Source organism: Nostoc sp. PCC 9305 (genome assembly GCF_963920915.1).
Taxonomy (GTDB): Bacteria; Cyanobacteriota; Cyanobacteriia; order Cyanobacteriales; family Nostocaceae; genus Nostoc.
Map to the genome: position 1 here is coordinate 1 of NZ_CAWUDN010000047.1, position 17,360 is coordinate 17,360.

The 17,360-nt window shown below is 44.3% G+C and carries 13 protein-coding genes and 1 tRNA gene; 5 read left to right on the top strand and 9 right to left on the bottom strand.

Going from position 1 to position 17,360, the window contains the following annotated elements; genetic code table 11:
- Window positions 1-99: 99 nt before the first annotated feature.
- Window positions 100-1,518, bottom strand: a complete 1,419-nt coding sequence (locus ACM0OX_RS18485; protein ID WP_414516527.1) for a cobyrinate a,c-diamide synthase — start codon at window positions 1,516-1,518, stop codon at window positions 100-102.
- A 237-nt stretch (window positions 1,519-1,755) separates the two neighbouring features.
- On the opposite strand from ACM0OX_RS18485, the gene ACM0OX_RS18490 reads away from it, so the two are divergent.
- Window positions 1,756-2,391 (top strand): glutathione S-transferase family protein, encoded by a 636-nt coding sequence (locus tag ACM0OX_RS18490; protein WP_414516528.1) that lies wholly within the window; start codon window positions 1,756-1,758, stop codon window positions 2,389-2,391.
- 566 nt (window positions 2,392-2,957) lie between these two features.
- On the opposite strand, the gene opcA is transcribed toward ACM0OX_RS18490, so the two are convergent.
- The 5 genes from opcA to ACM0OX_RS18515 form a co-directional block, all read right to left on the bottom strand.
- Window positions 2,958-4,334, bottom strand: a complete 1,377-nt coding sequence (gene opcA, locus ACM0OX_RS18495) for a glucose-6-phosphate dehydrogenase assembly protein OpcA (RefSeq protein ID WP_414516529.1) — start codon at window positions 4,332-4,334, stop codon at window positions 2,958-2,960.
- A 166-nt stretch (window positions 4,335-4,500) separates the two neighbouring features.
- On the bottom strand, window positions 4,501-6,030 hold the full coding sequence (zwf, locus tag ACM0OX_RS18500; protein ID WP_414516530.1) for a glucose-6-phosphate dehydrogenase: 1,530 nt from the start codon (window positions 6,028-6,030) through the stop codon (window positions 4,501-4,503).
- A 127-nt stretch (window positions 6,031-6,157) separates the two neighbouring features.
- Window positions 6,158-7,303: a transaldolase gene (tal, locus tag ACM0OX_RS18505; protein WP_414516531.1), complete on the bottom strand. Its 1,146-nt coding sequence runs from the start codon at window positions 7,301-7,303 to the stop codon at window positions 6,158-6,160.
- 313 nt (window positions 7,304-7,616) lie between these two features.
- Window positions 7,617-8,666 (bottom strand): class 1 fructose-bisphosphatase, encoded by a 1,050-nt coding sequence (gene fbp, locus ACM0OX_RS18510; protein WP_094347243.1) that lies wholly within the window; start codon window positions 8,664-8,666, stop codon window positions 7,617-7,619.
- A gap of 458 nt (window positions 8,667-9,124) precedes the next feature.
- Window positions 9,125-9,388, bottom strand: a complete 264-nt coding sequence (locus tag ACM0OX_RS18515) for a hypothetical protein (protein WP_322674816.1) — start codon at window positions 9,386-9,388, stop codon at window positions 9,125-9,127.
- A gap of 450 nt (window positions 9,389-9,838) precedes the next feature.
- On the opposite strand from ACM0OX_RS18515, the gene ACM0OX_RS18520 reads away from it, so the two are divergent.
- Entirely contained in the window at window positions 9,839-10,327 is a 489-nt protein-coding gene (locus tag ACM0OX_RS18520; protein ID WP_094347241.1) for a DUF1499 domain-containing protein, read from the top strand.
- A 475-nt stretch (window positions 10,328-10,802) separates the two neighbouring features.
- A tRNA-Val gene (locus ACM0OX_RS18525) sits at window positions 10,803-10,874 on the top strand.
- Window positions 10,875-10,915: 41 nt separating this feature from the next.
- Here ACM0OX_RS18525 and ACM0OX_RS18530 read toward each other — a convergent pair.
- Window positions 10,916-11,695, bottom strand: coding sequence for a methyltransferase domain-containing protein (locus ACM0OX_RS18530; protein WP_414516532.1), 780 nt, complete (start codon window positions 11,693-11,695; stop codon window positions 10,916-10,918).
- A 161-nt stretch (window positions 11,696-11,856) separates the two neighbouring features.
- On the opposite strand from ACM0OX_RS18530, the gene hisC reads away from it, so the two are divergent.
- Entirely contained in the window at window positions 11,857-12,906 is a 1,050-nt protein-coding gene (gene hisC, locus ACM0OX_RS18535; protein WP_414516533.1) for a histidinol-phosphate transaminase, read from the top strand.
- A gap of 18 nt (window positions 12,907-12,924) precedes the next feature.
- On the opposite strand, the gene ACM0OX_RS18540 is transcribed toward hisC, so the two are convergent.
- A complete protein-coding gene (locus tag ACM0OX_RS18540) occupies window positions 12,925-15,081 on the bottom strand; it encodes a caspase family protein (protein ID WP_414516534.1) in 2,157 nt (718 codons plus the stop codon).
- Between the two features lie 253 nt (window positions 15,082-15,334).
- On the bottom strand, window positions 15,335-16,513 hold the full coding sequence (gene sat / locus ACM0OX_RS18545) for a sulfate adenylyltransferase (RefSeq protein WP_414516535.1): 1,179 nt from the start codon (window positions 16,511-16,513) through the stop codon (window positions 15,335-15,337).
- A gap of 193 nt (window positions 16,514-16,706) precedes the next feature.
- Here sat and ACM0OX_RS18550 point away from each other — a divergent pair, with 193 nt between their 5' ends.
- Window positions 16,707-17,360, top strand: a complete 654-nt coding sequence (locus tag ACM0OX_RS18550) for a Uma2 family endonuclease (protein WP_414516536.1) — start codon at window positions 16,707-16,709, stop codon at window positions 17,358-17,360.

Genomic DNA, 17,360 nt, shown 5'->3' on the forward strand with positions numbered 1-17,360 from the left:
AGAAAGATGCGGGTAATGGATAGCTTTTTTAAGGGGGGTTAGGGGGGATCAAAAGTGCCTAATGTTACAGATAAATACTTTTAAAACATCCTCTTAAATTCACGTTTTTGAAGATGCTACTTTTAGACATTCTTTAAGAAACTGCTGGGGAATTTCTCTACTTTCTCCCCAATGCTGATGAACATAAGAAGCATGAATATTTGCAGGTAAACCCCATCCTTCGCATCCCATATTTTCTTCGCAATCGTAGCGAGAGGTTTCAAATAGGGGCTGAGTGGGAGTTAAGGTTAAATGGGAACGATGAAACTCATGTCCGTAAACAATTGTATTTGCTTTAACTAACAAATTATCTTGTAAAGCTACAGCACGACGATAGCCCAAAGTTAAACGTCCACCCATCACCGCAGATGTTGGTAGCACTCCCGCCATTGACCAAGATTTACCCTCAAAATCGATAATTTGCTCGCACAAATACATCAATCCGCCGCATTCGGCAACTGTAGGCATTCCTTTAAGTATTGCCGTTTTCACTGCATGACGAACGCTAGAATTTTCTGCTAGTTGCTGGGCAAAAACTTCCGGGAAACCACCGCCAAAATACATTCCCTGAATATCTTTTGGTATGTCAGCATCTTCTAAAGGACTCCAGAAAACCAATTCTGCACCAAGTTCTTGCAGCAAATCGAGATTATCTTGGTAATAAAAATTAAAAGCGCGATCGCGGGCTACTGCAATCCTAACTAGGGATGAGGGAGATAGGGAGGCTGAAGCAGAGGGAAAAAGGGGTTCTGATTTTAACAAAGGTAATAAACGTTGCCAGTCGAAGCAACTATCTCCTAAATCGGCGAGGCGATCGATTAAAGCGTTGAGTTCGGGAAGTTCGGCTGTGGGTACTAAACCCAGATGGCGATCGGGAATTGTGATGTTATCTTGACGGCGCAGTACGCCCAGAATTGGTAATTGCAAGGGTTCTAGAGAATCTTTGAGGAGAGAGAGATGGCGATCGCTCCCGACGCGATTTAATACTACTCCAGCTATTTTAATTCGGGGATCAAAAGATCGATAGCCGTGAGCGATCGCAGCTACAGAACCAGATAAACGACTGCAATCAATCACCAACACCACAGGCAAATCTAACAGCCGCGCAATATGTGCCGTACTTGCAAAATCAGTTAGGCATTGAGCATTGTTCTTCTCCTCTGCTCCCCTGCTCCCCTGCTCCCCTGCTCCCTCCTTCACTCCATCAAACAACCCCATCACCCCTTCCACGAGGGCATATTCACTCAGTTGACTATGACGGGCAAAACATTGCTGAACGTAGGCTTCAGAAGTCAGCACAGGGTCTAAATTGCGACAAGCACGACCAGTTACGTGTTGATGAAACATCGGATCGATGTAGTCTGGCCCTACCTTAAAAGATTGTACCAAGCGATCGCGACGGCGTAAAGATGCTAAAAGGGTGAGCGTGACTGTTGTCTTACCCACCCCACTACGTTCCCCGGCAATAACTAAAGCCATAAATGAAACAAACTAGGTTTTTATGCAGCAACTATTTTGACTATTGGCTGTGCGTCCATCGTCGCTTTTGCAAAAGCAGATGTACCAGTTTTTCCAACCAACTAACTCAAACTTATACCAATTAGAAACAAGAAAACCACCCAATTAGGGGAGTTCGGCTAAAAACGTCTGTTTAATAATACAGTTGGAGATTAGGTGAGATCGGATAATAATCAGCTACCACAAGAGGAACGTTTTATGATAACAGTGCATCATCTTAACAACTCGCGATCGCAGCGTGTGCTGTGGTTGCTTGAAGAATTAGGTATCGAATACGAGATCGAGTTCTATGAACGCGATGCCAAGACGATGATGGCACCAGAGTCGCTACGCCAAGTTCATCCCCTCGGCAAGTCACCAGTAATTACAGATGCAGACTTGACGATCGCTGAGTCGGGTGCAATTATCGAATACCTAATCGAGCGCTATGGTAATGGTCGGCTAGTCCCAGCATCCGGTACGCCAGAGTATCTGCGCTACAAGTATTGGCTACATTACGCCGAAGGCTCGGCAATGCCACCACTAGTAATGTGGGTGATATTGAACAATTTCGGGGCAGGCGACAGTAGCGCGGTTAGCGGATTCGTCGCCCCCCAAATCAAACTTCACTTTGACTACATAGAAGACGAACTCCGTAAAAATACGTGGTTTGTGGGCAATGAATTTACCGCCGCCGATATCCAAATGAGCTTTCCCTTGGAAGTAATCACTGGTCTCCCCGAAGAGGTCGAGAGCCGACCAAAGCTGAAAGAATTTGTCGAGCGCATTCATACGCGACCTGCTTACAAACGCGCCTTGGAGCGTGGAGGTAAATACGACATATCCTTTCAATAGATTTCTTGCATGAATCGAAACCCTCACCCTAAATCCCTCTCTCAAGCAAGGCTACGGTATATACAAAAGTCTTCTAAAGCTGTCCCACGTCTTGACCTGTAATGCTAATGCATCGACCTGCTATGCCAATGCATCGACTTGCTATGTTAATACATCGACTTGTTATGCCAATGCATCGACTTGTTATGCCAATGCATCGACTTGCTATGTTAATACATCGATCTGTTATGCCAATACATCGACCTGTTATGCCAATACATCGACCTGTTATGCCAATACATCGACCTGTTATGCCAATACATCAACCTGTTATGCCAATGTATTGACCTGCTATGTTAATGCAATACGGTTCGGTTAAGATTTTTTGATGAAAATTATTGATCGCCAAAAACGCGATAAATCCCCGTATATACAAAAAATTGATTCTTGTAGAGACGGCGATTCATCGCGTCTCTTGCCTCCAAAGAAAATAGAAAAACCCTCCAGATTATTGAAATATCCAAAAATCTGAAGAGTTCATGTTTGATTTTCGCAATTTTGGTAACTTTTATTGTTTCCAAGCGAAACTAACTATTTGTATCTAATTTGAAAATATTCGCTGTCACTCCCAGACTTTCTTCAAAAAGTGACTCACGACCCCAGCGTTGTACCTGCTGACTCAGCAATGCTTCCGCCTTTTGTTCAGAAAGTGAAGTCACCTGTTGAAACAGACCGGCAGATTGAGCGCCACCGTGGGTTTCCATCCGCATACAACCACCAGTTTCCGAGCAAATTACTGTACCACAGTCTGCCTTCGGATTGGTCGAACTGAGGCGCAAAGCAATCAAGTCGCCAGCAATATCGCCCACATCAGCAAGGGGAACGCCCGCTAATTCGGTTTCTATTTCCCGTTGGTCTTGGGCAATAAAGTGAATGCGAGTGATGTCATAATCTCCGGTTTCCTTTTTATACGAAACTGGCTGCCATGCTAAACGACTTGCCAACCAACCCAAAAACAGCAATGCTTGTGCGGGGTTGCCTTTTTCGTAATCAATAGTTACTCGGTCAACTTCCCGCAGGGCAGCCCGACGATGAGGTGAGTCGTAAGCTTCAGCTGTCAATTCCTGCCATGCTGAGAGACGACGCCAGTTAAGGTCAGCTAGGGGAACACCACTGTCCACCAATTCTTGCAGGCGGAGTAAGTCACTTTCTGGCTCGTTAAAGCGGCAAGAATCCACAATCACATTATTGCAGACAGCTGACAGCCGTTTGAATAGAGTGTTGTTGGGGTCTGGTGTTGCTTTCCACCAGAGAAACTTTGGTAAGCCGCCAATTAACAATGCTGGAATCATACCACCGATGCGTTCTAAAGCCGCAGCAGTTCCACTGAGAGTGATGTATTCGCAGCAAATTAGTGTGCTTGACGATTGCTTTTGGATGGGGCAATAGGCAGAAACCTGAGCCTTAACTCCTTCATCTTCGCCAGTAATCGGAAATAGCGCGATGATGCGGCAAGGGTTGCGGAGGGCAATTTCATCAGCAATTCTGGGGCTGGGGGCATTTAAGCTGGGAAGTTCAATAGAAGCATTGTCTCCCGCAGCGCCGTTTCCTTGACGTTTGATGAATTCTTCTCTCAAGATAGCCAGAGTTTCAGGTGTTGCTGTTCCAGTATCGGGCAGGGCATATTTTGTCTGCACTTGCCGCAAGGCAGCTACCATCTGAGGCCCTAAAATTCCATCAAGCGGGCCGTTGTAAAATCCCAAAGTAGCCAAAAGATACTGGGTTTCTTCGGGTTCGTAAACCACTAAGGTAAATGTTGTGGCGCGAGTAGCAGCAGGAAGCCCACCGTCTTCGCCAGTAATGCCGTAACTTTGCCAAATTTGATTAAGTTCCGCTTCTATTTCGTTAAGCGAAATATCTTTTGGCGCCTGAAGTGAATAAATTGTAGAAGCTTGGGGAGCCATAGTAGTTTTGAGTTGTCAGCTTTGTTTGGTGAATCAGTTAGGCGTAAGTTAGGAGTTAGGAGTTAGGAGTTAGGAGTTAGGAGTTAGGAGTTAGAATAACTAAAATTATTAACTCAAAAACTCATAATTTATTACTCCTAACTATTAACTCATCACTCCTAACTTTTTACAGTCTGCGCCAGCGACGGCCATCCTGGTTAATTAAGAATTCTGCTTCTGTTGGTTCCCAGGTTCCAGCTTCATATTGGGGAATAGTATTGGCGTCGGCGGGTGCATCCCAAACGGAAAGGGCTGGCGTTACTACCTGCCAAGCGGCTTCTACTTCATCCGCGCGGGTGAACAATGTTTGATCGCCCATCATACAATCAAGGAATAAGCGATCGTAGGCATCAGATGTGGCTTGGATGCCAAAGGAACCATAACTAAAGTCCATGTCAACGGAACGAGTACGGAATTCTGCCCCCGGCATTTTCACATCAAAACGCAGGGAAATACCTTCATTCGGTTGAATCCGCATCGTCAAAATATTGGCGTTTGTCTGTTGGGCAGCAGATTGGAACATCCGAGATGGAACTTCGCGGAAGTGAATGGCAATCTCGCTGACTTTTTTCGGCATCCGCTTGCCAGTACGCAAGTAGAAAGGAACACCTTTCCAGCGCCAGTTATCTACCAAAAACTTCATGGCGACGTAGGTCGGTGTGGTGGAGTTGGGAGCAACGCCTGGTTCTGTCCGATACCCTGGCACTTCTTGTCCCTTCATCCAGCCAGCACTATACTGACCGCGGACTGCTGACCGCGACAGATTGTGAACATCAGCTAAACGAGTAGCTTGGAGTACCTTCACTTTTTCTGTGCGGATGCTGTCGGCATCCATTGCATTGGGTGCTTCCATTGCCGTTAGACAGTAAAGTTGCATTAAATGGTTTTGCAACATATCCCGTAGTGCGCCGGCGCTTTCATAGTAACCAGCCCGGTCTTCCACTCCCACGGTTTCTGCCACGGTAATTTGTACGTGGTCAACAAATTGACGATTCCACAACGGTTCAAAAATCGCATTGGCAAAGCGAAACACCAGCAAATTCTGGACTGTTTCTTTACCCAAGTAGTGGTCAATGCGGTATACTTGGTTTTCTTTACAATATTTCTGTACCACTTGGTTAAGACTCTGGGCAGAAGCCAAGTCTCGACCAAAGGGTTTTTCAACTACTAGACGATGTTTGTAGGGATCTTCTAGCATCCCGGCGCTTCCTAGCTGCTTAATAGCTTCCGGAAAGAATGAGGGGGCAACCGAGAGGTAGAACATGCGATTCCCTCGCGTGCCCCGTTTTTCGTCTAATTCACTCAATAAGTTTTTTAGTTTCTGGTAGCCTTCGGGGTTGTCTATATCCCCAGGGCTATAGAACAGACCTTGAGAGAAATCTTGCCAGAGTTCCCCTAAATCGACATCAGGATGCGCCTCTTCCATGCCCTTTTGCATTTGTTCGCGGAAGTACTCATGGCTCCATTCTCGACGTGCCACACCGACAATGGTCGTTTCTGGGGGAATACGCCGTTCTCGCCGCAATTTGTAAAGTGCTGGCACTAGTTTGCGCCAGGTGAGATCGCCAGAAGCGCCAAAAATGACTATAATCTGGGGTTCGGGCATCCCTTGTTGTTGCAGACCAACGCGCAAGGGATTTTCTAGCAGACTAACCATAACAATTTTGGATTTTGGGTTTTGGATTTTGGATTTTGGATTGGGGGAGAGGTAACAGGTGACAGGTGACAGGTGATAATCTGTACCCTGTAACCTGTACCCTATTCCCTTCTTCAATCCCCAGTCCCTACACTGGTGACAATACCTTGATCTTGTCTTCTAAAGAGTTCATCAAGGACTGGAAGGGCTGGATAAACTTGTCAATACCATCGACTAACAGTTCATCCATGACGTTATCGAGATCGATGTTGATGTCGGGATCTTTGAGGTTTTCGATCAGCGTGTAAGCATTATCTAAATCTGTTTCTAAGCGATCGCCTACGTTACAATGATCGGCACAAGCTTTAATCGTCGCTGGTGGTACGGTGTTGACGGTATCATGGCCGACCAACTCTTCGATATACATCACGTCTCTGTAGTTGGGGTCTTTGGTACTGGTGCTAGCCCAAAGTAGCCGTTGTACTGTAGCCCCTTTTGCTGCCAAATCTTGCCAACGCTCGCTTCTAATGATTTTCTTGTATTCTTGATACGCAATCTTAGCGTTAGCGATCGCTACTTTTCCTTTCACAGCTCTTAGCTTTGCTTCCACGGAAATATCATCAACGCCTTTTTTCAACTTAGCATCAATCTTGCCGTCAATGTTGCTATCGATCCGGCTGAGGAAGAAACTAGCGACTGAAGCAATTTTACTGATGTCCTTACCTTCAGCCACCCGTTTTTCTAAGCCCCGAATATAAGCCATTGCTGTGTTTATATAGCTTTCTACAGAAAACAGCAGCGTAATATTAACATTCATCCCTTCGGATATTACCTGTTCTACTGCTGGCAATCCGGGTTCTGTACCAGGAATTTTAATCATCAGATTTTCCCGACCAATTTCTTGGAAATAGCGGCGGGCTTCGGTTATGGTTGCTTCAGTATCATGGGCAATGGTTGGCGGGACTTCAATACTCACATAACCATCTAGTCTATTCGAGGCTTCATAAACAGGGCGTAATATATCACAGGCATTACGGATATCTGCAAAAACTAGGGATTCGTAAATTTTGTATGTCGGTAAGCCAGCCCGAACTCCGGCTTCGATATCGGCATCATAAATAACGTTACCAGCGATCGCTTTTTCAAAGATCGCTGGGTTAGAGGTAATCCCAGAAATTCCTTGATTTTCAACCAGGTTTTTGAGTTCACCTGATTGAATAATGTCACGGCTCAAATTATCCATCCAGATACTTTGACCGTATTGGTTAATTTCTAGTAGATGATTGGTAGACATAGCTAGTTTATTTCACTCCTGTATAGTGATGCTTCTAAGTAAATTTGGCAAAACGCATCAAATATTGATGGTTACTTTTGAATTGTGGCGTTGCCAATTACTTATTGCATCGGCCAGCTGAGATAATCCTTAATTGATCTTCAAAAAGCGCTATTTTGCATTCCCAATCCTAAATCACCATGATTAACGTTTAATTAATGGCAGATGAGAGTACAGCACAGCGTAAATAAATCACCCTTATAAAACCTCTAAAACCCTTACGTAGCACTAACTACGAATTACGAATTACGAATTACGAATTACGAATTGTCTTCTAGTGCCCGTTTTGAATAAAAGACTCCACCTTTGCGACATCCTCTTTGCTACCAATAATTAAAGGCGTGCGTTGATGCAGTTTTTTTGGCACCACATCCAAAATATTTACCAGTCCTGTAGTAGCACGGCCGCCTGCTTGCTCAATCAAAAAGGCGAGAGGAGCCGTTTCATAAAGCAAGCGTAATTTTCCTTCTGGGTTTTGAATTGTGCCTGGGTAGAGAAACACGCCGCCTTGAACCAAAATTCTATGGATGTCGCTCACCATTGCGCCGCTATAACGAGCGCTGTAACCTTCTGTGCGATGAACGTAGCGAATGTATTCTCGAATCGATTCTTCCCACTGCCAGAAGTTACCTTCGTTCACACTGTAAACAGACCCGTGGTTAGGAATGCGGATATTTTCTTCTGTGAGAATAAACTCTCCTAAGCTGGGATCGAGAACAAAGGAATGAACGCCCTTACCTATAGTATAAACCAGCATCGTGCAGGGCCCATACAGGATGTATCCGGCAGCAAGTTGCTTACGTCCGTTGGTGAGCAGGTCAGTTGCCTTGCCATCGCTATCAGTTCCTTCTTGTTGGCGAATGGCGAAAATGGAACCCAAGCTGAGATTATTATCAGTATTGGATGAGCCATCAATTGGGTCATACAGCAGGGTATAGCGGCCAATGGGGCAATTTTCCGGGATGTAATAAGGATTTTCCATTTCCTCAGACGCGAGGCGACAGACTAAGCCGCTTTGCTTAAACACTGAGATAAATACATCATTGGCGTAGACATCCATCTTTTTGACGGATTCGCCTTGGACATTAACTTCTCCAGTAAATCCCAGAACACCTTCCATTAAACCAGCGCGACTCATGCGACGAGCAACCAGTTTCCCGGCCAGGGCGATGCGATTCATCAGCGCACTTAAATCCTGTGCATCTGGCGAAAAACTCTGAAGTTGTTGCAGGACGTGACGGGATAAGGTTGTACAGTCACGATCTAAAGCTCTGTCTGTAGCATCGTAGGCAGATAAATCTAAAGATTCCGGCGCTTTAGTCATTTTTATGTTCTCCGCAGCCACTAGCTGTTAATTGGGTTTTAGTCATCTATAGCAACTTATAGTTGCTGCTTCTATCTTAGAAAGGTAATTTGATAACTTAGATGCGACTTTAGATAAACTAAAGAAATGAATCTTCAGTTACCCCTGCATCCAGAGCCTAGCCAATACTTGTCGGTTAAAGGGAAAAGGGGAAGGGGAAAGGGGAAAAAAAACCTTTAACCTTTACCCTTTAACCTTTACCCAAAACCCAATGCCGAGTTAAAAAGCCAAAACCTGAGCAGTATTGAGAACCTAGCTACTTCGACTTAACACGACTTTCTGAAGCGGGCGGGTATGCCTACACATCCTATCAGCAAACTAAAATCCCCACATTTGCGGTAGGGACTATAGCTTTACTCTGAAACATTAATACAAAACTACTATCAGATTTGCCCAAGGCAAGCAATCTCTCTGGTTAACTAAGATACTTTTGGTTGCTGCCAGAGGATGAGTTTCAATTCAGAGCAATAGTAAGCCTCATCACTGATTTGGTGTTCGTGGTCAGCTATCCAATCATAAATTTGTGTTGCTTTTGCTAATGCCACTTTTTCTGAACGATAAAGCTGAGGAGTAGGGCAGTAGGCTTGGCCATTGATGTGTATAGCTGCAATCTGCCAATAATCGCTCTCTGGTACAACTTCTAAAAACCCGTTACTGTAAGGCTGGATTATTCCTATATTCATCTACAACCATCAAACTTTCTAATATTGGCCACAACAAAGCCGATACCAGCCAATTCTTCCGAGTCAAAGCTGGAATCACCAGGGAATGCAGTCGCAACCCCTGTTAATGATTTTGGGTTCGTAGTCAATGGAAATCTGAATTGTTGGTCACTTTTTAGGCTTGATTCCCTTATTGGCAGCAACAATAGCACAAGGCACCTCTTGCAAAAGTGCTTTTTGTACTCTCGTCGGAACAGGGAAAAGGTTAAAGGGGAAGGGGAAAATACAAAACCTTTATCTTTCCCCCTTACCCTTTCCCCGACTTCTGCAAGAAGTCTAAGGGACTGGTCGGCGCGGCCACATTGTGATTGCCCAAACTCAGAGTGTGGCTGGATAGATGATAATCTGTAGAGCGAACCAGCAATTCGCAGTACTCACTCAAAATAACCGAACAAAAGGAGTAAATTTATCATGTCCCGTCTGCTAACAGCATTCCGGCAGCGATTCTTACGGAGTATCGCTTTTGCAATACTCTTAACTTTGATTAGTAGTTTAATACTTCCTGGGGCTACTTGGGCTGCCTCTAGCTTGGGAGTTGATAATGGTCATCTTAGTTCTTGTCCGGCTTCAGACAACTGTGTTGTCAGTCAAAACGCAGATGAAAAACACGCCATCGACCCGATTCCTTACCATGTAGACCGCAATGCAGCTAGAGAAATCTTACTAAAAGTTATCGGTGTTGTTCCGCGTACAGAAATTGTAGAACAAACAGATAATTACATCCACGCTCTTTCTAAAAGCCGCATCTTCCAATTTGTTGATGATGTAGAATTTTATTTACCTCCTAATGAGTCAGTCATTCATCTGCGCTCGGCTTCTCGCGTGGGAGAATCCGATCTTGGTGTCAACCGCAGACGAGCCGAGCAAATTCGTCTAGCTCTACGCGATTTAAACATTTGATTTTGTCGCTACTTATTCTCATTTAACTGATAGAGGTGCGATCGCAATACCATTTAAAAATTTATACTTAGTGGAGAAATCTCAGACTATCTGCAATGATTGTGCTTTCCATACTTTAGTAGAAGAAGCGATAAAGTGCATTCACCCTGACGAATTTGGGGTTAATTGTTCTATCGTCGTTTTCTGCAATTCATTTGAGCCAGCACTCATAATTGACAGTCCTTGCGTGACATACGGGAACGATGAAAAATAACGTTAAAAGTGTAGGCGCAACAACTAAGCCTTTAGCATTTCAACTTACGTTGCTATTTAATAAGTTACAGCGCTTTGCAACTAAATGAGGTACAGAACCAAGGATTCACAAATCAAATTATTCTTCTGCCTCCTGCCTTCTGCCTCCTGCCTTCTGCCTCAAAACCAGTGACTTTGTGCCTCATGCAAAAGAAAACTGCTGTATGGTAATATAAGAAGTCTTGGGCGATTAGCACAGGGGTAGCGCACATCCTTCACACGGATGGGGTCACTGGTTCAAATCCAGTATCGCCCACTTATACACAGAAAAGTTTTCAGCTAACTAGCTTCAGTTTGTTAAATACGCCCCCACATTAAGATGCGCTTGTAGGGGAAAAAGAACGGGCGCTCATCCTCTAGCAACTCGAATAGCTTTTGCTGATAGCGTTCCACAAATCGCTCATGGGTTTGGGCATCCAGTTGGGACTCATAAGCTGTTAGCAATGTCCCACGATACCACTCCACCACGGCTTCTCGTGAGGGCAAAACATGTCCATAAATTTGAAGCTTGACTTCCTGCTTGACAAATCCCAACTTATAAAAGATTCTGGCGTATGTTTCTGGGGGAAGTACCTCTAAACGCCGCACATATCCTCTTAATTCTTGACTGAATTCCTGTGCAGTCTCAACTGCTATCTGATGCACTGGCTCGCTATCCATAGTTGGTATTTGTACGGCAAGCTGTCCACCAGGCCGCAGTTTTGCCCGCAATTTCTCAAATAAAACCTCATGTCCCGTCAACCACTGCAATGCCGCATTAGAAAAAATCACATCAAACTCCCCATCTCCTGGGTTTTCCTCAATCCGTCTTTGCTCAAACCGTAGTCCATTGCCTTCAAACTGACGCGCCTTTTCCAGCATTTTCTCAGAAGCATCTATCCCTAAAGTCTCCTGTGCTGCTAAGGTTTCATGCAGATATTTCGTTAACTTTCCGGTTCCACACCCTAAATCAAGAACTCGTAAGTTTTCTTGCCGATGTACCATGTCTACCAAGTCATAGAATGGACGACTTCTTTCAGCTTGAAATCGTTCGTATAGTTCTGGATTCCATTTATCTGGCATATTTTTATAATTCATAATTCGTAATTCGTAATTCGTAATTTATAAAGCCGTATTTTCTGATGTAAATGACAAAAAACGATATCGTCAGAAATTGCGGGTTGAAATTTGCTTAAGATATGCGATGAGGTGTCGCAGCTACCCCCATCGGAGACATTCCACCCAATTTACCATGCCCTATGACCAACTACTTTCGCTCTAATATTGATGCAATGGCTAGCTATATTCCTGGTGAGCAGCCTCGACGCGGTACACAAATTATTAAACTTAACAGCAATGAGAACCCCTATCCTCCTTCTCCTGCGGCATTAGCTGTGCTACGAAATATTGATGGTGAGTGGTTGCGGCGGTATCCAGAACCTTTCGGGGGGGAGTTCCGGGAAGCTGTAAGTAAAGTTTTAGGAGTTCCTAGTGATTGGATAATTGTCGGAAATGGCAGTGACGAATTGTTGAGTGTGGTAATTCGAGCCTGTGCTGAACCTGGGAAGAAGGTAGTTTATCCGATGCCTACTTACGTGCTATATCGCACATTAACAGAAATGCAAGCGGCGGAAATTATTGAGATTCCCTACAGCAAAGACTACAGTTTACCAAAGGATGAACTAGTTGCTGCTAATGGGGCAGTAACATTTATTGCGTCGCCCAATAGTCCATCGGGGCATGTGGTGGCAACAAATGATTTGCGAAAATTAGCCAGCCAGTTACCTGGAGTTTTAGCGATCGATGAAGCATACATAGATTTTACCGAAGAGAATGCATTGGCTTTGGTTAAGGAATACGAAAACGTCATTGTGCTTCGGACACTATCTAAAGGGTACTCGTTGGCAGGATTGCGATTGGGCTTTGGGGTGGCGAATCCCAAACTGTTGCAGGGATTGTTTAAGGTTAAAGATAGCTATAACATTGATGCGATCGCTTGTGCAATTGGTACGGCTGCTATCACTGACCAAGCTTATAAAAATGCTTGTGTAGCCAAGATTAAAGCATCACGGGCTAAGTTAGCAACAGACTTGAAACAATTAGGTTTTCATATCTGGGATTCCGAAGCTAACTTTTTGCTGGCACAGCCAAGAGAAGGAAACGCAGAATATCTCTATCAAAAACTCAAGGAACAGGGAATTTTAATCCGCTACTTCAAGCAGCCTGGACTAGATGATAAATTACGCATCACTGTTGGGACAGATGAGCAAAATCAGGCTTTAGTAGAGGCACTAGCTACAAATCTTTAATTATTCATACCCACTGACTTACAACACTTGAAAACTAAAGCTAAGACTTGCCCAATGATTCACATCCAAGCTATGTGAATCGGCTGTTGTGACGTTCATCTCCGTTTTGAGGGCACTAGCGTTATGTAAGTCTTGTAGCAAGGCTTGTACAACTTCTAAGGAATTCAACAATGGGCCAATTGGCCCTTGTTGGTCTGTGGAATACTTGGTAGTGTTCAAGGCGGCAAGAGTTCCGTTAAAGGGGGCTGTACTAAAAATCAGTTGGTGTTCGCACTCAGAAGTTGGCCCTGAAATCATCCATTCGGAAGCAGTATTCGTTTGGGGTAGGGTGAGGGTTTCACCTGGAGCGATGACGACTTCTTTAACCAGAGGTTTAGTGTCCGCGGTGTTGGGTTCTTGGGGAGTGTCCCAAGAATAGAAGGCGATCGCTGTATGATTATTATTTAATCCTAGCAAGATTAAATATACTGGGCGATCGCTCTGGTTTTCTACCCGATACTGCATTCGACTACCGATAGGGACAATCGGAATAGGGAGTGATTTTTGAATCGAAGTTTCTGTTTTGAAAGTTCGTACTGTTTCGCGCTGCATGATGACGCGAGGCGATATGTTATTAATTATTTCTAAGGTTGCCTTGAGAGCCAAGCGGGAAGAACCTTGATTTTCTGTCAGCCGCCATAACTTGGCTGCTAACAAGGTTGATAATTTTGGCGCTAACTTTTGCACTGTTAATTTTACAGCTTCTCCTGCTTCCCCTGTGGCATTAGAAATTAGTTCGCCACCAAGAGAAAATAAACCATAGCGACTTGGTGTTTGCTGTAGTTTGGCAAATAAATAATCAGCTGGTTTTTCCCCTGCGACTACAGTGGAGACATGGGGAAATGCAGCAAAGGCACTTGTAGCGTCTACCCGCTCAATTCTTTCCAATCCAGTATCCAAAGCAATTATTAAATTAATATTTCGGGGTAAAACCCGGACTGCTTCTTGAACAAGTTGCCCGATTTGTAGGGGATTTGCACCTTCTATTTGGGTAATTTGCGCTTTTGCTGTTAACCCAGTCCGCGATCGCAATACTAATTCGTCTGTTGTTGTTGCTAAGGTAAATCGAGAATTAACTCCGTAGTATAGCAGCACTTGTGGCGGTAATCCTGCTAACCACAGCTGGACTGTTTTGCCGTCTTCTTCAATGGCTGTCACCGCGCCTTCTGCACCAATAATATTGTCTGGCAAACCTAACCCCCCAGCCCCCTTCCCTACAAGGGAAGGGGGAGAATTCAAAGCCTCTCTCCTAACAGGAGAGAGGTTTTCCAGATTCCCTGGTTGTTGTCTGCTACCCAATTTGGATAGAGAATTTTCTACATAGGAGAGAGCGACTTGAATTCTGGTAGTTGGGGTGAATTCCCACAAATACTGCGTCAAGGCGTAAGTAAATAACCCGGCACTAAAACCAGAAAAGAGTTCTTCCCTCGCCGACTGCTTGGGATTTGAGGTAGCTGCTAAGACAATCGGCGTGCTGGGTAACTTTTGAGTTTTAAGTTGTTGGAGAAAGTCGACTTCTTCTGCTGCTAGCTTTGCCTCTAATGATTCTGGAAGGGCACGAACTTTTAATCCTAATACTGGGGTTGGCGCATAATAGCTAGTATCTAATACTGCTGTGACTCGATTTGTAGGGAGCGATCGCAATAATAGCAGTAGAGTTTCTTCTAATATATAGTTGACTATTTTTTCATCTTGTGATTTGGAACTGGCATTAGCTGGCACCAGAGCATTTTGCATTGTCTCTGGTGATGTCTCCAATTTGACACGACTGCCATAACCGCTAAAGTGAAAGACGACCACATCATCGGGTTTAGCTTGCTTACCCAGATGATCCAAAAAAGCCGCCTCAATGAAATCCCTACTAGCTTGTTCCTCAGTTAAAGTTAGGATATCTGACCCTTGAAAACCAAAGCGATGAATCAAAAGTTCTCTTTGTAGTTCCACATCCGTCAGACAACCACTGAGGGCTGGAATTTTTGGGTATTGGTTAATACCTATGAACAATGCCAATTTACGCGGACTGGGTTGCGCCAAAGCCTGGTAATAGCGATTTCCCAAAGACAACCACTCAGCTTCAGTTATCCCCAATACCGCGAGTATTGAGCCAATTCTCTCTAAAAACGTGCGACGTTTCATAATTAGCTATCAGCCCTCAGCTATTCAGTTAGCAGCTTACAGGGCTGAACTCTGTATTGTAAAGTTACAGTTTATGCTGCTTGCTTGTTGACCAAATAATTGTTCATTCATAATTCATAATTTCTGGTAACAGAGTCACTAACTTGAGTTAGTAAAAAGATAAAAACACATTCCTGACTCAAGGAAAGCGGATTCATCAGTGGAGTCTGAATTACGAATTACGAATTACGAATTACGAATTACGAATTACGAATTATGCCGATACTTCTATCCGCATTGCCCGCGCCAACTCTGCTGCTACCTCTGGACGAGAAAATTCTGGTGGAGGTAACTCACCGCGCCGCAGCATTTCTCTAACTTTTGTCCCTGATAGGTGAATACGTTCTTCTGGCCTGCTGGGACTGGTTTTAGATGTTGCCATTTGCTTAGTGCGCGTGCAGTAAAAAGCGTGTTCAAATTTCATCGGCACAATGCCTAATTCACTTGGTTCAAATTCATCAAAGATATATTGAGCGTCGTAAGTGCCGTAATAGTCACCGACACCAGCATGATCTCGTCCGACGATAAAGTGAGTACAGCCGTAGTTTTTGCGGACTAAAGCATGGAATATGGCCTCACGAGGCCCAGCATAACGCATTGCGGCGGGATTGATTGCCAGAGCTACCCGATCTAATGGGTAATAATGTTCCAGCAAAATTTCATAACAGCGCATTCGCACGTCAGCGGCGATATCATCTTCTTTTGTCGCTCCGACTAATGGGTGCAAAAATAAACCATCAACAATTTCTAAAGCGCACTTTTGAATATATTCATGAGCGCGATGGATGGGGTTGCGAGTTTGAAAGCCGACGATAGTTTTCCAACCCTTGTCTTGAAATAGTTGCCGTGAGGCAGCTGGATCGATTTGGTAAGTGGGAAACTGGGGATGAGGTTCGCGTTGCAACAACCAAATATCACCCGCCAGATGTACAGTACCTTGGTTATAGAGTACCTGCACGCCGGGATGTTTGACATCATCAGTGCGGTAGACTTTGATTGCTTCGCGGGTTTTGTCGTAGTTATACTTTTGCGTGAGTTGCAAAACTCCGATAAATTCGCCTCTGGAGTTATCCAGACGGATTAAGCTGCCTTCTTGTAACGGGGAAGCTACTTCTTCGCTTACCGATAGTGTAATCGGGATTGACCACACAAGACCGTTAGCTAATCGCATTTCTGTCACAGTGCGATCGTAGTCTTCTTGGTTCATAAAACCCGTCAGCGGACTAAAAGCACCGATCGCAATCATTTCAACATCCGAAACGGCGCGATCGTCTAGTTCCACTCGCGGCAAAAAGTCTGCTTTTGAGAGAAACTCTGCTCTTTGTTCTGGTGTGGCGATACGGTTAACCAACTGTCCGCCGTGGGGGGCTATGGCATCTGGATTTTGACTCAACGTAATCCCCTCTTTGTATTAACTGTTATTGTTTCAGATTATGTACTAACTTATCAAATGCTGGTACGTAGAGAAAAAGAGTTTAGGGAATGGAGGAAAATTTTGCAACTAGCCTGCAAGCGATCTGATTAGGTTACGCTAAAGCTAATCCAGCCTCAAGTTTCAGAATAGTTCCTTTATAAGGAAAATGCTTATGACTGCTGTATCCCTTGTTATTAAACCTGTTAGCCAAATGCGGTTAGCGCCTGGTAGTACAGTCAGTATCCAGGATATGAGTTGGGAGGAATTTGAGTCTATTTTGCAAGAACTGGGCGAAAAGCGATCGCTACGAGTTGCTTATAGCAAGTCTACGTTAGAAATTCTGGTTCCTCTACCCGAACACGAAAAATCAAAGGACTTAATTTCGGATATTGTAAAAATCTTGTTGAAGATCGCCGGAAAAAGTTATGAACCCTTCGGTTCAACCACCTTCAAGCGGGAAAATATAGCAGGGGTAGAACCAGATGCTTGTTTCTACATCCAGAATTACCAAAGAATGATTGGTCGTCGCAAACTAGAACCAAACGATCCGCCTCCTGATTTAGCAATTGAAACAGATGTGACATCAAAAACAACTCTTGATGCTTATGAAGCGATCGCAGTTCCAGAACTATGGATTTACGATAGTAAAAAGCTGAGGATTTATTTACTCAGCGATGGACATTACATCGAATCCGAGCGCAGTCCTAACTTTCCAAATATTCCTCTAACTCAAATTATTGCCGCTACAGTTGAACGAGCTTGGCAAGTAGGAACTGTACAAGCTTTAAAAGAGTTTGAAGAGGCCATTGATAGAAATAATTTTTGA

What these genes read in the sequence shown, in the direction of transcription:
- ACM0OX_RS18485 (WP_414516527.1), bottom strand. Translation starts at nt 1,518, where the DNA reads ATGGCTTTAGTTATTGCCGGGGAACGTAGTGGGGTGGGTAAGACAACA.
- ACM0OX_RS18520 (WP_094347241.1), top strand. Translation starts at nt 9,839, where the DNA reads ATGTCCCGTCTGCTAACAGCATTCCGGCAGCGATTCTTACGGAGTATC.
- ACM0OX_RS18550 (WP_414516536.1), top strand. Translation starts at nt 16,707, where the DNA reads ATGACTGCTGTATCCCTTGTTATTAAACCTGTTAGCCAAATGCGGTTA.
- zwf (WP_414516530.1), bottom strand. Translation starts at nt 6,030, where the DNA reads ATGGTTAGTCTGCTAGAAAATCCCTTGCGCGTTGGTCTGCAACAACAA.
- ACM0OX_RS18540 (WP_414516534.1), bottom strand. Translation starts at nt 15,081, where the DNA reads ATGAAACGTCGCACGTTTTTAGAGAGAATTGGCTCAATACTCGCGGTA.
- tal (WP_414516531.1), bottom strand. Translation starts at nt 7,303, where the DNA reads ATGTCTACCAATCATCTACTAGAAATTAACCAATACGGTCAAAGTATC.
- hisC (WP_414516533.1), top strand. Translation starts at nt 11,857, where the DNA reads ATGACCAACTACTTTCGCTCTAATATTGATGCAATGGCTAGCTATATT.
- ACM0OX_RS18490 (WP_414516528.1), top strand. Translation starts at nt 1,756, where the DNA reads ATGATAACAGTGCATCATCTTAACAACTCGCGATCGCAGCGTGTGCTG.
- ACM0OX_RS18515 (WP_322674816.1), bottom strand. Translation starts at nt 9,388, where the DNA reads ATGAATATAGGAATAATCCAGCCTTACAGTAACGGGTTTTTAGAAGTT.
- fbp (WP_094347243.1), bottom strand. Translation starts at nt 8,666, where the DNA reads ATGACTAAAGCGCCGGAATCTTTAGATTTATCTGCCTACGATGCTACA.
- opcA (WP_414516529.1), bottom strand. Translation starts at nt 4,334, where the DNA reads ATGGCTCCCCAAGCTTCTACAATTTATTCACTTCAGGCGCCAAAAGAT.
- ACM0OX_RS18530 (WP_414516532.1), bottom strand. Translation starts at nt 11,695, where the DNA reads ATGAATTATAAAAATATGCCAGATAAATGGAATCCAGAACTATACGAA.